We start from the raw sequence: 15,593 nt of genomic DNA, 5'->3' as shown, positions 1-15,593 counted from the left end.
GGCCCCGAGGGTCGGATCGGCGAGATTGACCCTGGTCAGGGCGTGCGGAACGAGACGAGCCCGACCGAATTGCCCTCCGAGTCGCGGATGAACGCCTGCCACTCGTCGTGTCCCGCCGGGCCGAGCGTGTCGTCGTCGTGGTGGAAGATCACGTGCGGTTCGACGAGGACCTCCGCCTCCGGAATGCGCCTGAGGGCCTCGCCGATGTCCTCGACGTGCAGATAGACGACGGATGAGGTCGCCCCGCGCTCGAGCAGCAGGCGGACACCCTCGAGGTCGAAGAAGAGCAGCCCCGGCGGTTCGAAGAGGCCGGCGGGCTCGGCCTCCAGCAGTCGCGAATAGAACCCACGCGCCCGGTCGAGGTCTTCGGCGCGCTGCGCCACCTGCACGAGTCTCATGTGCGCTCCAGTGCTCGAGGGATGCTGCATCCATCGCTACACCCTGGGCACCGCCGGCGGAAGTGATCCTGCGCTCCGGGCCGCGCTGCTTGACATGGGGAGCGCCCGTCCTGGAGCGTTCGAGGATGACTGCAATCACCGTGATCGCCCGGCTGACCGCAAGAGAAGGGCAGGAGGATGCTGTCCGCGCGATGTCCGTGTCGCTCGTCGAGCCGTCGCGATCGGAGGAGGGGAACCTCTCGTATCGCACGTACAACGACGCGACCGACGCCCGCCGCTGGGTCGTCGTCGAGGAATGGGAGAGCCGCGAGGCCTTCGATCGACATCTGTCCAGCCCCCACATGGCGAGCGCGTTCGAGGCCGGCGCGATGCTCCTCGACAGCCCTCCCGTCGAGCTGATCGTCGCGACTGACGATCACGCTCGCGTCGACGCCCCATCCTGACCGGGAACGCTCCCAAGAGATCGCACCGAACTTCGCCTCAATGCACTCAGGTATCTCCCAGGTTCGCTATGGTGTGACCAACGGGCGCAGTTTGGGGGTGCCCGTAGCGGAGCGACCACCTCGGTACACCCCTCCAGCTCCGCGCAAGGTGAAGGGACCCCTTTCATATGACTGACAACTCTGCAACCAAGTCGGGCTGGGCCGGCTGGGGAACGTTCGCCGCGGTCGTCCTGATCGTGGGCGGCGCGATCGACGCGTTCCACGGCCTGCAGGCCATCATCGGCCCGAACACCGCCTACTTCATCGCCAAGATCGGGATCTTCTCGATCAACGTGGCGTCATGGGGCTGGTGGCACCTGATCCTCGGCCTCGCGATCCTGCTCGTCGGCATCGCGCTGCTGAGCGGCCAGAAGTGGGCGCGCATCACCGCGATCGTGCTCGTCTCGATCAACGCGATCGGCCAGATCACGCTGATGGACGTGCAGCCGTGGCTCTCGCTCGCCGTCCTCGCACTGGACGTGCTCGTGATCTACGCGCTGACGGTGCACGGCAAGGAGATCGACGCGAAGGCCTGACCCGCGTCTCAACGATCGGATGCCCCGATCCCACTTCGGCGGGGTCGGGGCATCCGGCGTTTCGCCTAGGTGTACTGACCCGGATCGTTGTTGACGTAGGAGAAGCCTCCGGTGTCGAGTTGGAGCTGTCTAGTTCTGCAGCTCGAACACACGGAGGCTTCTCGTGTCCCACGGTAATGCCCGGCTGACTCCGGCCGGCAGGTTGATCATGGTCCAGCGGATCCAGTCGGGGCGTGCGGTCGCTCATGTCGCGGCCGAGATGGGAATCTCTCGCACGACGGCGTGGCGGTGGTGGCGCCGCTACCAGGAGGAAGGGCTCGCGGGTCTGCAGGATCGTTCGAGCGTCGCTCATTCGCATCCGCAGCGGACCGTTGCATGTGTGGAGACGCGGGTGCGGATCATGCGCGAGCTGACCCGCCGCGGGCCGGTGTTCATCGCCGGCAAGCTGCGCCTGCAGGCGTCCACCGTCGGACGAGTATTGGGTCGCCACGGGGTGCCGCTGCTGCGCGAGCTCGACCCGATCACGGGGAACGTGATCCGAGCCACGCGACGATCGGCGACCCGCTACGAACACACGCGTCCCGGCTCGCTGATCCATGTCGATGTGAAGAAGCTCGGCCGGATCCCGGACGGTGGCGGCTGGCGACTCCACGGACGCAGTGAACCGGTTCGGGGTCGGGGCATCGGATACGACTACGTGCACACGGTGATCGATGACCATTCCCGGGTCGCCTACGCAGAGATCCACGACGACGAGAACGGCGCCACCGCGGCGGGAGTCCTCGAACGTGCGATCGCGTTCTACGCCACCTTGGGCGTGAAGGTCGAACGCGTTATCAGTGACAACGCGTTCGCGTACCGCCGCTCGACCGCGTTCCGCAGCGTCATCGACGCCCACGGCATCAAACAGAAGTTCATCAAGCCGCACTGCCCCTGGACCAACGGGAAAGTTGAGCGCCTGAACCGCACCCTTGCGACCGAGTGGGCCTACGCCCGTGCCTGGACATCGAACGCGGATCGCGCGGCCGCCTTGCCAACCTGGCTCGACCACTACAACCTTGACAGAGCCCACCTCGGCATCGGCGGAGCCTCACCCATCGACCGAATCAACAACGGTCGAGGTCAGTACACCTAGGGCGGTGACGCGATCACTTCGCGGCGACGTTGACTGCGACCGCCTCGGTCACGAGTGCGGTGACCGCCGCCTCATCCACCGCGCCGCCTTCGAAGAAGTCGATAGCCCTGACGACCGTGCTGTCCAGCCGCGTGTTGAACAGGTCGTTGGTCCGCATCCGCGCCCCCTTCGAGAACGTCAGCCGCACCGCGTTCTTGAGCACATCGATGAAGCAGACGTCGCCGTCGTGCGTCCAGAACGCCACGCCCTCGGGCTTGGACGGCTTCTTGTACTTGACCACCTCGACGATGTCCGGATCCGCGGCTCGGATCGCCGTTCGAAGCGCGCTCATCGCTTCATGCTTCCACCCGCTCAGGTGGGCGATGATGTCGTCGATCTGCTCGGAGTCCGTCTTGTCGGTCATCCTCGAATCCTCCCGAACAGCCCCGGATGAGATCAAGGATGCGGCGGCGAAATCGGATCGCTATCCGACCTTGCGGGAATCGGTCCGAAGCTGGTGCGCCGGAGTGTTCGTCTCCTCCAGGCCGAAGCTGATGATGCGTTCCGGTGTGATCCGAATCATCGGTGCTCCGTTGGCTCCCGTGGTGGCTTCAGCGTGCCCGCGGATCTCGACGCACCGCGGTCGCCAGGGTTGGGTGGATGCGAGGTCGTCGACGACGAAAGCGACGCGGCCGTTGTCGGCGATGTTGCGATACTTGCGGCTCTTCTCCATGCCGAACCCGTAGACGTCGATCGTCTCGGTGTCAGGGTTGTACCGGAAGCCCACGGGGCTGACCTGCAGGGTGCCGTTCGGCTGCTGCGTCGCAATACGCCCGAGACGTTGGGTAGCGAGGTAGCTCAGCTCACTGTCGGTGAAGACCATGATGCTCCTGTCCCGACTTCTTCGTAGGTGCAGTTCGGTGCGGCCGCGTACACCGATTCGGAGAGCAGGAGCTCGAGCAGTTCTCGGAGCGTGCGCCTCTGCTCCGCGGTGAGCTGGTGGCCGAACGGGCCGCGGCGGTCCACGGCTTCTGCGACCTGCGTCTGCAGCTCCGCGCCGACGTCGGTCAGCTCGAGGACTTTCACGCGCCGGTCCTTGCCGATGGCGCGACGTGCCAGTCCGCGCGACTCCAGCTGATCGGCGATCCCCGTGACGTAGGACGGGTCGCACCCGAGCTCGTCGGCGACATCCCGCATGGGCGTGCGGCCGTCGACGAGCAGAATCGTCCGCGCGAGCAGGACGGGCACGCCGACTTCGGCGACGGCAGCCGCGAAGTGCGCGCGGGCGGTCTCTGAGAGTCGCACGACCAGACGCGCAAGTTCACGCGCCTCAGCCAAGTCCGCCATGTCCGGGATTTTACATGACTAGTCAATGGTTTACTATTCAAGTAGTTCTCCGGCGCACGTCCGATCGAGGAGACGAGAAGCGATGACGTTCACCACGCCCGACGGAACGTACGGGATCACCATGAAGCCGAACCGTCTCATGCGGTGGTTCATGCACCGACAGACCAGCGCGATCCGACGGGGCAAGCAGGGGAAGATGATGGGCTTCGCCGTCCTCGCGTTGATCACCACGGGACGCAAGAGCGGCAAGACGTACGAGACGCCCATGGGGTACTGGGAAGAACCGGCGGGAACGTGGGTGATCTGCGCCTCCGCCGCCGGCGCCGCAAAGCACCCCGCCTGGTACCGGAACCTTGCGGCCGCACCCGATTCGGCGCACATCGTCATCGCCGGTGAGGAGATCGCCGTGTCTGCCGAAGAACTCCACGGGACGGAACGGGATGCGGCCTGGAAGCGCATCATCGACGAAGCCCCGCGCTTCGCCGGCTACACCGAGAAGACAGACCGCGAACTCCCCGTGATCCGCCTCACCCGACGCTCGAATTGAGGCCGCAGAAACAAGAAGAGACCCGCCGAAGCGGGTCTCTTCTCTACTGTCTCAACACAGTGCGCGCCTGGAGGGACTCGAACCCCGAACCTTCTGGTTCGTAGTCTTCGCCGTCCTCGCCAGAAGGTTCGGGGTTCGAGTCCCTCGCCCGCGGGTGATCCTATCGGCCCCGTCAAATCGGGATGCTGTCGATGCCGAGTTCTGGCGCATCGTCGGGTGTCAGGAAACGCCTGACAGCGAATCGGCGAACGTTGAGGGGGTCGAGCGATGACCCGTGAAGTCTCATACAACGTCGGAAGCGGAGCGCTCATGCGTCCCGCTCTCGATGCCCTCCGCTCACGTCATCGCATCTCAGTAGACGGCTGGGGTCGTTGGTATTGCTCCTGCGGGGCAGAGACTCGTGGCACCGGTCAGGGCGACGGGTCGAAGCGTCCGGCAGGAGCGACCCGCCATCTACAGCACGCCTACAAGATGATCGTGCGCGAGATGATCGAGGCCGGACAGTGACCCGCCGTGCCCGCCGCGAGCGGGAGACGATGGACTACCTTGCCGCCGCACGCCGGTTCATCCGCGCTGCGGGCGTGCGCGTGGCCGACTCGGATGAGTGGGAGCTTGCCGAGCTTGTGGCACTGCGCGCCGAGCTTGAAGCGGCCATCGTCCGAGGCGTGTCCGGCCAGCGTTCTCGGGGCCGCTCGTGGGCGTACGTGGGCGCGGCCCTCGGCATCACGCGGCAGAGCGCCCAAGAGCGCTACGGCGCGCATTCTACCGACCCGAGTTAAGCGCCGGAAATGGATAGTCTGAACCTCCAAACGGGAGGGTTATCGGAAGTGCTGCACGCTTGGGCATCCGCAATCGACGCGTTCGCCGCCGCTCAGTTGGCGTCGAACATCGCGAGGACATCGGTCTACGCGCGTCGCCAACATCTCGGCCATCTGGCAAAGCGGATCATGCGCGCCCCGTGGGACGTGACGAGCGACGACCTCGCGGGATACATGGCTCAGCAGGACTGGATGCCCGAGACGCGTCGAGGGCGGCGTACGACGTTCGCGGCCTTCTACGGGTGGGCCGTCGAGACGGGCCGTGTGGCGGCTGATCCGGTCGCCGGGATCAAGCGCGCGAAGGCGAGCGCCCCGGACCCGAGGCCCGTGCCGGATCGCGTCTACCTCGCCGCGCTCGTGCAGGCCGACGACGACGAGGCGCTATGGATTGACCTCGCCGCCGAGCATGGCCTACGCCGTGCCGAGATAGCGTGCATCCACTCCCGCGACATCAGCGAGACGCTGATCGGCCATGATCTGCGCGTGCACGGGAAGGGCGGCAAGACGCGCTATGTCCCGCTCACTCGCGCGATGGCCCGTGCGCTGTTGAACCTTGCCGAGCGGGGCGGCTACCTGTGGCCGGGCGACGAGGCTGGGCACGTGTCGGCCAGGTGGCTCGGCAAGCGCGTCAACCGTCTGCTGGAGGGCGCCTGGACGATCCACAAGCTGCGCCATCGAGCGGCCACGCGGTTCTGGGTCGCCGCCGAGGGTGACCCGTACGTTGTCGCTGACCTTATGGGCTGGGCAAACCTGTCGATGGTGCGGCGCTACGTCAAGCTGCCCGACGAGCGCCGCCGCGCCGTCGTAGAGGCTGCGAGCCGTGCGGGACGTCCGCTCGCGCACGCATGAATGAAGGGGACATCATGAAGAATCCGCCGTTGGCCATCGCCACTGTCGTCGCGGTCGTTGGCCTCGTGGTCGGGGTCGTCCTGCTGGGCGTTTCGCTCGCGGGAGCGACGCGAACGTACAACATCGAGACGATGCAGATGGAGGGCGGCATACCCGTGTGGGCGGCGCTTATCCCCCTGGCGATTGGCGTGATTGCCGGAATGGGCGCGCTGATCCTGTGGGGGATGCAGCGCGCCCAGCCGAGCGCTTAGCGGACAATCACTTCGAGGACGAACCGGCTGAGCACGCTCAGGCCGACGAGGACGCCGACGAGCGCGCAGGCCGCGCCCCAGAGTTGTGCAGGGCTGATGGTGCGGCGTGCTTCGAGAGCGCGTATGCGTTCCTCGTGGTCGTTGCGCCCGAATATGAGCGTGTCGATCTTCCCTTCCATCCTGACGAGTCGGTCGTGGTCGGTGTCCTCATCCGGCATCTGTGGGCGGACCTCCTTCCTTGGGGACGTTGAGCAGGGCGACGACGAGCGGCACCCAGACGGCGAGGGATTCGGGCGGGAGTAGGTCGTAGAACACGGCGACGCCGAGCCCTGCGATGCTCACGCCGTAGAGCCAGCGGCGTACCTTGGGGTTGAGGATGCGTTTCATCGGGAAGCCGATCGCATCGCGTCGACCTGGGCGACGAGGATGCCGAGCTTCTGGTCGATGCCGTCCCAGGAGCCGGGGCCGTCGCTCTTGCGGGCGAAGATCGCCTGCCGGATTTCTCCGAGTTGGGCGACGAGGATGCCGAGCTTCTGGTCGATGCCGTCCCAGGAGCCGGGGCCGTCGCTCTTGCGGGCGAAGATCGCCTGGTGAATCTCGGTGAGTTGCTTGGACTGTGTCGCGTCCATGTCGGGTTCCTCCGTAATCGGGTGCGGGCTGCTGGCCGCGGTGGTGGGTAGGGGTGAGATGACGCGGATGGGGTCGAAGAATTCCCAGAATCCGGCTGTGGTCGCGTGTCCGGCGACTTCGACGTGAAGGTGTGGGCCGGTCGAATGGCCGGATGATCCGACGCGGCCGAGCACGGTCCCCTCGGTGACGCGTGTCCCGACTGTGGGGCAGTCGGTCCAGGAGTCCATGTGGGCGTAGCCCACGCCTGCGCCTGTGGGGAGGGCGTCGTATTCGACCCAGATCATGTTGCCCCCTGCTGGTGTCGTGCGGCGCAGCGTCACGGCGCCGTCCCCGGATGCCCTGAACCGTGTGCCACGTGGTTGCGCGAAATCGACGCCGGAGTGTCCGGGGTAGGTTGCCGGATCATCGAACGGAATCGGGAGCTTCACGGCTTGTCCTCCAGTGCGGTGAGGCGGGCCTCGTGGTCCTGGATGAGGGGGGCGAGGGCGAGGGCGATCTTGTCGTAGTGGACGGCGAACGGGAGGCCGTCGTCGTCGTACACGACGAGCCAGTACAGGCCGAGCGCGTCGAGGTCTTCCGCGATCACGCCGACCTCGAGCGGCGGTGCTTTGCGGTTCGGGTCGCTGGTGTCGAACAGCGTGGCCCGGTATCGGTAGGTGACGACCTGGAGCGCGAGCAGCGCTTGCAGGTCGGGTGTCCACGCGGCGATGTCCTTCTTGAACCGTCTGGACGACGGGGACGCGCCGATTCGGCCGTCTGTGTTGAGGTACGCGGCGACGTACGACGACACGACCGGGGTGGAACGTCCTGCCGGGGTGAAGATGTGCCCGAAGCTGACATCCGAGCCGAGCGACGCCTTGCTCGCGATCTGAGTCGTGTGCCCGCTCACGGTGCCCTGTAGGCCCGTGATGTTCGCGCGGTCGGCATCGATCTCGTCTTGCAGATACTCGATGTCGGCCTGCGCGTTGGACGTCCCCGCGCCGCTGACTCCGTTGGTCTTCAGGGTGGTTGCAGTCAGCGAGGCAAGCTTCTGGGCGATGTAGTCGCGGGTGCGGTTGATTTCGGTCGCGATGGTGTTCGCGAGTGCTGTGCCGAGGAGTTTCATCATCCCGGCTGCTACGGCGTCGTCTCCGATTGCCATGATCGGGGTGTCCTTTCTGTCAGAGGGCGTCGATGGTGCCCGGGAGGGCGTCGATGGTTCCGGCGAGCCGGTCGATCGCACCGATTGGGGTATCGACGGTGCGGGCGGTGACGGTGATCTCGTCGCGGGCGAGGTCGAACCGGACGGACTGGGCCACGCCGGTCTGGATGGGCGCGCCGTCGAGAGTGATCTCGATGGGCTGTTCGGCGTTCGCGGTCAGGTCGGTGATGCGGGTCGCGGTGACCTCACGTCCGCGGCCCTGCGCCCGCTGCACGGCGTACATGGCGCGCCCAGGCCCGGGATACGGGGCGGAGATATCGATAGTCTGCGCGCTCGTGTAGGAGCCGGTCAGCGAGTATGCGTCGATTGCTTCCATCGACGCGCCCCCGGCGCCGGTCCACCGGTATCGGCAGATCGCGGCATCCATCCATGTCTCGTCGTCCCGGCTGAGGGTGTCGTCGCCCTCGATGAGGTTGACCCCGTATGCGACCGTCACAGAACCGGGCGCGGTGTAGGTGGCGTCGCGGAGAGTCCAGGTGCGGGACTCATCGCACACGAGCCGGTAGCCAGCCTTCTGCACGAGCGTGGACAGGAACTCAAGCCCGCTGACACCGGGCTTCCAGACGAGCGGTTCCGAGGCGGTGGGGCCGACGCGGAGGCCGTCCGCGTCGAGGCGGTCGAAGTTCGCCCACGCGACCGCACCGGCATCCCCGTACACGGTGGTCGTGATCGTCGCTGTCCCGGCCGGGGCGAGCGCATCGGCGCATGCGATGCGCACCCACACGTCGGCGGGGACTGCCACGGACGGGCCGACAGCGGACCCGACCGCGGTGCTGGTCGAGCTGATGAACTCGATGCCACAGCGCACGGTCTGCGCCTTCGACGAGCGGACCCAGATCGAGCTGGTATAGCTCGTGCCGGGGCGGGCCGGGATTCCCGCCGCGTAGATGCCATACCCGACAGCGGACTGTGCAGCATTGAACGTGCACCGGTAGAACGCGGCACCCTCAGGAGTCGCCGCGACGAGCCGCGCCGACGAGACCGAGCCCGCCGACCATGTCGCCCACCCGGACGTATCAACCTCGACAGACGGGTTCGCGACGAGGTTATCAACGTCGAGCATCGTCATCTGCGCATCCAGCGCCGGGGATGCGGCCAGCGCCGCCCCGGGGATGACCTTGCCGAGCACGTAGTTCACGACCTGGCGGAGGCTTCCCGCCTTCGCGACACACGACGCGTCCAGGGCGAGCGGTGCCCAGTCGTCCAGCAGCGCCTCATCTGACGCGAGCTCCAGCACGACCACGGCGGAACGCTGCGAGAGGGCACGGGAGCGGATGCCAAGGTCGAAGCTGCGCGAGGCTGTGCCGGTCGCCGTCGTGATCGCCTTCGTCACACGGACACGAGCACCGAGACGCGGGTCGAGCGCGGTCAGCGTCGCCAGCGTCGGGCGGGCGATTGTGAGCGTGCCCTGTACGTGCGGCGCTCGTCCCTGATCCAACGACAAATCGCCCGCGCGCTTCACCGTCAACTCAACATCAGGCGTCCCGATGAGCCACGCCCGCACGCTATCCGTCTGGATGGTCACGGGGCGATTTCCTGGAATTCGAACGCGACGAGCCAGGTCACGCGCGACTCGTTCAGAGTGCGGGTGATCGGGCCACGCACAACGAACGGGAACGACGCCGACGCCAACTCGGTCGTCAGGGTGCACGTGACGGCGAGCGAGAGCGCATCCTCTGCGCTCTTCGATGCCGTCTCATCAGCGAAGAGGAGCCGCGCGGTGCCAGTTCGCAGGCTCGCGGGACGGAGCGTGATGTCAGGGTTGGCGCGGCCGATCACGTCGTGAACGATGGTGCCCGCCTCACGCGACGACTCGAAGCCGTGAATCAGGATGGGGCTAATGACAGCCGCTCCCGCGGTGATCGTCACTGCCATTTGTAGCCCTCCTTAAGCGGCCCGACCTTCGGCGTAACTGTGAATGTGGAGAACTGCCCACGGAACCGCTCAAGGTCGTTGCGAGCGGTGGCGGTATTGACTCGTAGGTCTACGGTGATATTTCGCTTCTCCAGCGCGTCGATGTCCTCATATGCCGTGTGCGTGTCGGCGTCGATAACAACCTTCTTGTCGCCGGGAAGAGTGATGACCGCATTGCCGAGGTCGTCAACCTCCCCCGTTGCTTTCCCGGCCGAGGTCGCGAGGTCGTATAAGGCGCGCTCGTTGAGCTTGGCGGCGTCCTTGGCGAGCGCGAATCCTTGCTTTGTGCCATCCAGCGCGCCCTGGAGTTCGAGCACGCGGTTGGTCGCAATCATCGTGTTGTTCGCGCCGTCGTTGAATGCCTTGGCGAGGGCAGGGAGCCCGTCCCCCGTGGCGAGGGCGGTGAGCACGTCTTTCTGTTTCCAGCCCGAGACGGTCTCAAGGTCCTGAATCCGCTTAAGCCCCTCAATGGAGCCCGTGAGTTCGTTGATGCGCGCCGCCGCGTCGGCGTACTTGCCGGATGCTTCGACGGTCAGCCCGTACTGGAAGGCCGAGTCCTTGGCTTCGTCGGTCGCTTTGGCGGCGTTCTCGAACGCCGATGTGATGACGCCGACGCCTGCGGCGATGGCGCCGAGTCCGACGCCCGCGGCTGCACCAGCCGGGCCCATTCCCGCGAGAGACGAGGAGAGCCCGCCAAGGCTGTCCTGCCCGATCTGGCCGAGGTCGGACAGGTCGCCGCGGAAGGATGAGATGGTTTCACCGAAGTTCTGGCCGATCTCGTTCTGTGCTTCTTTGGCGCCGTCCTTGACGCGGCCGAAGCTCTTGCCGCCCGTGGTGCCGACATCATCGATGGCGCGGTCTGCCTTGCGGGCTGACTCGATCATGTCGCGGAAGGATCGTTCTACGCGGTCGCCGTCGCGGCCTGCGTTTGCGGCTACGTCATCGAGGGAGTCGGCTACCCCGTCGAGGGACTTGGCGAGGTCGCGTGCGCCTGCCTGTGCGGCGCGTGCGTTCATCGCGATATCGATGCTGAGCCCGGTCACTCTTGCTTCCCTTCGATGGCGTTGGCGATGGTCTTGACGATGGTCTGGACGAGCAGGGACCCGATGCGCGGGATCATTTCGCGGGCGGCGGGGTAGAACACGCGGCCTCTCGGGTTGCGGCGGGGTAGCTGTCGGGCGGTGTGCCGGGTGACGGTGTAGCTCTTGCCCTTCCGGCTGCGGGTCCGGTAGGTGGCAAGGTCGTCTTTCGCGCCGAACTCGACGCCCGGATAGTCGGTCTTGGGGTTGAGCCCGCCTGAGAGCGGGCGGCCCTTGCTCGCGGCCTTGACTTTGACGTTCTGGTTGGACACGGCGACAGTCGCGGTACCCGCGATCACCTTGCGGTCGAGCGCGGTGGATGCGCGACGGTCGAGTGCTTTCGACCATTCAGGGGCGGCGACGGCTTTGACGTGCTGGCGGATCATCCGCTGTAGCGTCTTGTCGAGAGCGCGGACGGCGAAGATCGCCGCTTGGAACTCTCGTGACGCTTTCGCATCGATCTGCACGCGCCGCCCCTTCCTGGTCGATTCGTTGTCAGGCGTTACCTGACAGCGGTTACGCGAAGACGGGCGCGACCGTCACGGGCATCGAGACTGCGGCCTCGGCCACGCTGCCCACGTCGGCCCCGTACGGGCCGGGCACGCAGATGGCGGTGAAGGTGGCCTTCTTGGGTGCGGCGGCGGAGCCGTTGCCGGTGAGAGCGAAGGTGAGCGCCTTGCCCGCGTTGGCCGCGAGGACGTTGGACAGCGAGCCTGCCGTCTCCCAGTCCTGCGCGTGCTTGAGGTCGAAGACCCAGACCGGCGTGGTTGTGTCCTGGAAGACGCTGGCCGGGATGCCGCCCTGCCAGGTGACGACGGACACGGACGGGGTGAGCACGGCGGACGAGACGGCGGCCTCGAAGGTGCCGAGGTCGGTGGCCCCGTCCTTGATGTTGAGTACGCAGTTCTTGAAGACGTACGGCTTGACGGCGATTGCGGCCATGGGTGGGCCTCCTATCAGTTGTGGGCGATGACGGTGACGGGGATGTCGTACGCGCTGCGGTTCGCGTAGGCGACGGCGGTGGCCGTCTCGGTCTGCACGTAGTGGGTGCGGTAGTACTCCAGCGCGGCGGGCACGGCATCCTCCAGCGCGTCGGCTGCCATGTCGGGGTCTTGGAAGTGTGAGATGAGGGTGACGAGGATGCCGACGTCCGAGTGAGACACGGGCGCGGCCTTGGAGACGGCGATGCTCTGTTGCCGGATGAGGGCGGTCGGCTTGCGGATGTCGTCAAGCGCCTTCTCTGTGGCGCGGACGTGGAACTTGGACAGGGCGGGGATGGCGGCCCAGTCGGTACTCATCTGTGCTTCGAGGTCTTTGCGGACGCTCATACGATGGCCCCCATCGCTCGGCGCGGGCGGAGCAGTTGCATGACCTGCCAGTCGAGCGGGTGCGCTGTGAGCCCGTACGACGACCCATCGAACGTGCCATCCGGCGAGCCAGCCGCGAGGGCGGCGTTGTACTTGTTGCGGGCCTGCATGACCTGCGCGACCGGCCAACCCTCGGGCATCGCCTCGCCCGCTGCGAGGGTGGGCGCGAACGCGACGCACTCATTGCGCGCGCTCGCGAGGATGAGCACGAGCGCATCCACGTTCATGATCTGACCGGCCTCGGGCCAGAGCACTTCGATGGTGTCGAGGTCGGCCGGGGTGGTCGGGTCGAGCCAGTGCGTCGGCATCCGTCATCCTTTCCGTGTTGGGTGGGGCGGGTTGGTGGGCGCGCGCCGGGGGCTCGTGGCCAGCCCGGCGCGCGCCTGGCTCAGACCGTGAGGACCTTGCGGAGCGCCTTCGCGTTGTTGCTGATCGCGGCCCAGTAGCCGTACACGGCGGGGTCAATGGTGCCGTGGTGGGCGTCGAGGCCTTCGACGCGGATCGGGACGCCGGGCAGTTCGTAGAACGTGGCCGACTCCTTCGCGCCGACCATGACGACCTTGCCCGCCTCGGCGGCGACACCGAGCGTGGCCGGCCGAATCTTGAAGCCCTCCAGCTGCCCTTCTTCGAGGCCCATCGCGGCCATGAGGTAGGTGAGGACGCCCGCCTTATCGGTGCTGAGGATGATGTCTCGCCAGAGGGGCGCATCCACGAGCGCGAAGCCGGGCGTGTTCTCGGTGCCGATCACGTCGAGCGCGCCGTCCACGATGGCGGCGAGCCCCTTCGGGATGCCTGCGGGGACAGCGCCGGGTGCGGTGACCGTGAAGTTGGCCGCGGTGAGGATCGTGGCGAGCGCCTTGGCATCGCTCTTACGCGCGTAGTCCTCGGTCATGTGGTCGTAGTACGACGCGATGACGGCCTGGTCGTTGAAGTCGATGAACTTGCGGTCGAGCTTGTGGCCTCCCGCGATGCGCGCCGCTGCGGCGGGAATCTGCACGGTGTCGAGCACGTTCGACGGGACATCGGCCGCGCCGCCCGCGTAGTCGCCCACGTTCGGCTCCTTGCCTTCGACCCACTGCCAGCCGTAGACCTGGTGCGCGAGCAGCGGTGCCTGGTTGAGCAGCGGCACGAATCGGCGGTTGTAGGGGCGGCGACGCCAGAGCTCGCCCAGATAGGCGGGCGGCGTCGCGGCTGCGCCGTTCGCCTGCGTCATGGTCGAGAGCGCGAACAGTTCGCCCGTGTTGGTGTTGAACCGGTCGCGCTCCTCCTGCGTGCCACCTGCCGTGGCGGCGTAGAGCGCGTTGAGGGACGTGTCGGGCGCGTTGTCGGTCGGGGCGGCGGGCGTCTGGCCGAGGGCGTCGAGAACGGGAGTGGTCATGTTGGCCTCCTGGCGGTCGTTGGTGGTTGCGGGCGGGGTCGGGGCGGGCGTCTCTTCGGTGATCGCGTCAGCCACGGCGAACAGGTGCGCCCCGGCGAATGCGCCTTCCGTGACGATGGATGCGCCCGTGAGCGTGCCGCGGATCGCGTCTGCGCCTCGGCGGACGAGGCCGCGAATCTCGGCGGAGAGCTTCGGGCGGGGCTGCGTCTCGTCGGCGGCGCGCGTCAGCAGTGCGTCGCCTTCGGGCGTGCGGGCAATGGCGAACGTCGCGACGATGCCCGCCTCAGTCCTCTCGAACGCTGCGCCCCGGCCGCGGGGGCTGAACCGGTCGTGCTCGTTGTCGTAGAGCGTGGCCACCATGGGGTCGGCGGGCAGGTCGAGCGCGGTGTTGGCGCTGAACATGACGGGCTCGGCCCCGCTGATCGAGGGGCGGGAAAGCTCACCGAACGGGATGAGCAGGCCTCGCACGGTGCGGGCTGCGACATCGACGGCGAAGAGTGCATCTGTCACGCGGCTACCTCCTTGGGCTGGGGCGCGGCGGTCGCGCCGTACGGCTGTCCGCTCGCGGCGGTCAGGTTCTCGCGGGAGAACCGGACGCGACGCCCGGTCGGGCACACGTCGGGCTGGGATAGGCGCGCCTCGATGGGCGCAAGCCAGTACTCCAGGTCATCGACGATCTGCGCGTGCGTGCCCTCCTGCGTCGCGTAGGTGAGCGAGGCGGTCGCGGGCGAGCCGTCGAGCATCGAGACGGGAAGGTTGAGATGGTTGGCGATGTCGATGCGGGCGGCGTTGCGGCCCTCGGTGAACAGGTCGGCGGACGATTCGCCGTGCACTTCGAGGTCAAGCGACGCGGGGAGGAAGCCCACGGCACCGTTGGGCGAGAGGCGGTTCTTTGCCCAGGCGGCGACGTACGCCTCTGCCTCGGTCTGGCTTACGCCGTTCTCGGCCTTCTCGTGCAGCACCATGGCGGGGATGGGGTTGCGCACGCGGCCAACCCAAGCCTCTTCCATGTGACGCCATCCACGGATCGCGTCGGCGGCGACGGACAGCAGGCCCTCATCCGGCCCCGCGATGAGGATGACCGATGCCGGGTCGATGACCGGGCGGTTGTCGATGGCGACGCCAGTGGGGCTGGACTGGTCGAACGCCCAGCGCGACGGGTGCAGACGCCCGGCCTCGATGATCGAGCCGGGGACGGTGGTCCCGTCCGGCTGGACGGTGCCCGGCTCGCGGACGACGACCCAGAGGGACCAGCCGCCGAAGATCAGGTCATCGAGCGTCAGCGCCATCCGGTGCCAAGCGGTCTGTGCGCCTGCGCCGGTCGTGAGCCAGGCGGGCTGTGTCGCGTCGGGCACGAGTTCCCCCGCGCCGTCGAGGCTGGAGCCCTGCACAAGCGGGAGGTCTGAGCAGAGCGAGACGATGAGCGCACGGCCGCGCTTGATCGGGGCGACGCGCATGGCCGTGTCACGGGTGACGGCATCCCCCGCCGCGCCGCTGTAGATGTCGGACCAGACGAACGCCGTGAATTCGCTCGGTGCCGTCCACGGCATGAGCGGCGAGCCGCCCCGCGCGGCGACGCCGAGGACGGTCGCCGCCGACGCGGGCGGGCCGAAGAGCAGTCGAGATATCCAGGTCATCGACAACTGACTATGCACACAAGGTGTTGTGTGTTGTCAACTACG

General features: G+C 67.1%; 24 protein-coding genes. 7 read left to right on the top strand and 17 right to left on the bottom strand.

All coding sequences use genetic code 11. The features are described from left to right. Positions 1 to 35 precede the first annotated feature (35 nt). A complete protein-coding gene (locus QSV35_RS05965) occupies positions 36 to 398 on the bottom strand; it encodes a VOC family protein (RefSeq protein ID WP_286287655.1) in 363 nt (120 codons plus the stop codon). A 125-nt stretch (positions 399 to 523) separates the two neighbouring features. Here QSV35_RS05965 and QSV35_RS05960 point away from each other — a divergent pair, with 125 nt between their 5' ends. The 3 genes from QSV35_RS05960 (at position 524) to QSV35_RS05950 (ending at position 2,551) form a co-directional block, all read left to right on the top strand. Beyond that, complete coding sequence (locus QSV35_RS05960) at positions 524 to 841, top strand: putative quinol monooxygenase (protein ID WP_286287653.1); 318 nt, start codon at positions 524 to 526, stop codon at positions 839 to 841. 167 nt (positions 842 to 1,008) lie between these two features. After that, positions 1,009 to 1,416 carry a DUF7144 family membrane protein gene (locus QSV35_RS05955; protein WP_286287651.1) on the top strand — a complete coding sequence of 136 codons (408 nt, stop codon included), beginning with the start codon at positions 1,009 to 1,011 and terminating at the stop codon, positions 1,414 to 1,416. 163 nt (positions 1,417 to 1,579) lie between these two features. Next, a complete protein-coding gene (locus tag QSV35_RS05950; RefSeq protein WP_286287649.1) occupies positions 1,580 to 2,551 on the top strand; it encodes an IS481 family transposase in 972 nt (323 codons plus the stop codon). 13 nt (positions 2,552 to 2,564) lie between these two features. Here QSV35_RS05950 and QSV35_RS05945 read toward each other — a convergent pair whose 3' ends face one another. Genes QSV35_RS05945 through QSV35_RS05935 form a run of 3 tightly spaced genes read right to left on the bottom strand, consistent with a single transcriptional unit; the run spans position 2,565 to position 3,877 of the window. Beyond that, positions 2,565 to 2,954, bottom strand: coding sequence for a DUF1801 domain-containing protein (locus QSV35_RS05945; RefSeq protein ID WP_286287647.1), 390 nt, complete (start codon positions 2,952 to 2,954; stop codon positions 2,565 to 2,567). 60 nt (positions 2,955 to 3,014) lie between these two features. Further along, positions 3,015 to 3,413, bottom strand: a complete 399-nt coding sequence (locus QSV35_RS05940; protein WP_286287645.1) for a PPOX class F420-dependent oxidoreductase — start codon at positions 3,411 to 3,413, stop codon at positions 3,015 to 3,017. Next, positions 3,389 to 3,877: a MarR family winged helix-turn-helix transcriptional regulator gene (locus QSV35_RS05935; RefSeq protein WP_286287643.1), complete on the bottom strand. Its 489-nt coding sequence runs from the start codon at positions 3,875 to 3,877 to the stop codon at positions 3,389 to 3,391. The genes QSV35_RS05940 and QSV35_RS05935 overlap by 25 nt, the downstream gene beginning before the upstream one ends. Before the next feature lie 82 nt (positions 3,878 to 3,959). Here QSV35_RS05935 and QSV35_RS05930 point away from each other — a divergent pair, with 82 nt between their 5' ends. The 4 genes from QSV35_RS05930 to QSV35_RS05915 all read left to right on the top strand — a co-directional run bounded on the left by QSV35_RS05930 (position 3,960) and on the right by QSV35_RS05915 (position 6,342). Continuing rightward, positions 3,960 to 4,424, top strand: coding sequence for a nitroreductase/quinone reductase family protein (locus QSV35_RS05930; protein WP_286287641.1), 465 nt, complete (start codon positions 3,960 to 3,962; stop codon positions 4,422 to 4,424). Positions 4,425 to 4,927: 503 nt separating this feature from the next. After that, entirely contained in the window at positions 4,928 to 5,203 is a 276-nt protein-coding gene (locus QSV35_RS05925; RefSeq protein WP_286287639.1) for a hypothetical protein, read from the top strand. A gap of 9 nt (positions 5,204 to 5,212) precedes the next feature. Next, a complete protein-coding gene (locus tag QSV35_RS05920; RefSeq protein WP_286287637.1) occupies positions 5,213 to 6,091 on the top strand; it encodes a tyrosine-type recombinase/integrase in 879 nt (292 codons plus the stop codon). A 14-nt stretch (positions 6,092 to 6,105) separates the two neighbouring features. Further along, positions 6,106 to 6,342, top strand: coding sequence for a hypothetical protein (locus QSV35_RS05915; RefSeq protein WP_286287636.1), 237 nt, complete (start codon positions 6,106 to 6,108; stop codon positions 6,340 to 6,342). Here the strand turns inward: QSV35_RS05915 and QSV35_RS05910 are convergent. From QSV35_RS05910 to QSV35_RS05850, 13 genes are all read right to left on the bottom strand, one after another. Then, the gene (locus tag QSV35_RS05910; RefSeq protein ID WP_286287634.1) at positions 6,339 to 6,560 is read right to left on the bottom strand and encodes a hypothetical protein; all 222 of its coding nucleotides are present in this window, start codon (positions 6,558 to 6,560) and stop codon (positions 6,339 to 6,341) included. The two genes, QSV35_RS05915 and QSV35_RS05910, sit on opposite strands and share 4 nt — an antisense overlap. Further along, complete coding sequence (locus QSV35_RS05905; RefSeq protein WP_286287632.1) at positions 6,550 to 6,729, bottom strand: hypothetical protein; 180 nt, start codon at positions 6,727 to 6,729, stop codon at positions 6,550 to 6,552. Before QSV35_RS05905 ends, QSV35_RS05910 begins: the two co-directional genes overlap by 11 nt. Then, positions 6,726 to 7,400 carry a M23 family metallopeptidase gene (locus QSV35_RS05900; RefSeq protein WP_286287630.1) on the bottom strand — a complete coding sequence of 225 codons (675 nt, stop codon included), beginning with the start codon at positions 7,398 to 7,400 and terminating at the stop codon, positions 6,726 to 6,728. The genes QSV35_RS05905 and QSV35_RS05900 overlap by 4 nt, the downstream gene beginning before the upstream one ends. Next, complete coding sequence (locus QSV35_RS05895; RefSeq protein ID WP_286287627.1) at positions 7,397 to 8,113, bottom strand: tail fiber domain-containing protein; 717 nt, start codon at positions 8,111 to 8,113, stop codon at positions 7,397 to 7,399. Before QSV35_RS05895 ends, QSV35_RS05900 begins: the two co-directional genes overlap by 4 nt. 19 nt (positions 8,114 to 8,132) lie before the next feature. Next, positions 8,133 to 9,698, bottom strand: a complete 1,566-nt coding sequence (locus QSV35_RS05890; RefSeq protein WP_286287625.1) for a hypothetical protein — start codon at positions 9,696 to 9,698, stop codon at positions 8,133 to 8,135. Beyond that, entirely contained in the window at positions 9,695 to 10,042 is a 348-nt protein-coding gene (locus tag QSV35_RS05885; protein ID WP_286287622.1) for a hypothetical protein, read from the bottom strand. Before QSV35_RS05885 ends, QSV35_RS05890 begins: the two co-directional genes overlap by 4 nt. Beyond that, positions 10,039 to 11,130: a hypothetical protein gene (locus QSV35_RS05880; RefSeq protein ID WP_286287620.1), complete on the bottom strand. Its 1,092-nt coding sequence runs from the start codon at positions 11,128 to 11,130 to the stop codon at positions 10,039 to 10,041. The genes QSV35_RS05885 and QSV35_RS05880 overlap by 4 nt, the downstream gene beginning before the upstream one ends. After that, on the bottom strand, positions 11,127 to 11,633 hold the full coding sequence (locus QSV35_RS05875) for a hypothetical protein (protein ID WP_286287617.1): 507 nt from the start codon (positions 11,631 to 11,633) through the stop codon (positions 11,127 to 11,129). Before QSV35_RS05875 ends, QSV35_RS05880 begins: the two co-directional genes overlap by 4 nt. 49 nt (positions 11,634 to 11,682) lie before the next feature. After that, positions 11,683 to 12,108: a hypothetical protein gene (locus QSV35_RS05870; RefSeq protein ID WP_286287615.1), complete on the bottom strand. Its 426-nt coding sequence runs from the start codon at positions 12,106 to 12,108 to the stop codon at positions 11,683 to 11,685. 14 nt (positions 12,109 to 12,122) lie between these two features. Further along, a complete protein-coding gene (locus QSV35_RS05865; RefSeq protein ID WP_286287612.1) occupies positions 12,123 to 12,464 on the bottom strand; it encodes a hypothetical protein in 342 nt (113 codons plus the stop codon). A gap of 26 nt (positions 12,465 to 12,490) precedes the next feature. Further along, complete coding sequence (locus QSV35_RS05860) at positions 12,491 to 12,841, bottom strand: hypothetical protein (protein WP_286287610.1); 351 nt, start codon at positions 12,839 to 12,841, stop codon at positions 12,491 to 12,493. Between the two features lie 80 nt (positions 12,842 to 12,921). Continuing rightward, complete coding sequence (locus QSV35_RS05855) at positions 12,922 to 14,421, bottom strand: phage major capsid protein (RefSeq protein WP_286287609.1); 1,500 nt, start codon at positions 14,419 to 14,421, stop codon at positions 12,922 to 12,924. Next, the gene (locus QSV35_RS05850) at positions 14,418 to 15,548 is read right to left on the bottom strand and encodes a phage portal family protein (RefSeq protein ID WP_286287607.1); all 1,131 of its coding nucleotides are present in this window, start codon (positions 15,546 to 15,548) and stop codon (positions 14,418 to 14,420) included. Before QSV35_RS05850 ends, QSV35_RS05855 begins: the two co-directional genes overlap by 4 nt. Positions 15,549 to 15,593: the final 45 nt, after the last annotated feature.

The sequence above is a fragment of the Microbacterium candidum genome, assembly GCF_030315975.1.
GTDB classification, from domain to species: domain Bacteria; phylum Actinomycetota; class Actinomycetes; order Actinomycetales; family Microbacteriaceae; genus Microbacterium; species Microbacterium candidum.
The sequence above is the reverse complement of the archived record's forward strand: the minus strand, read 5'-3'. Positions and strand labels throughout refer to the sequence as shown.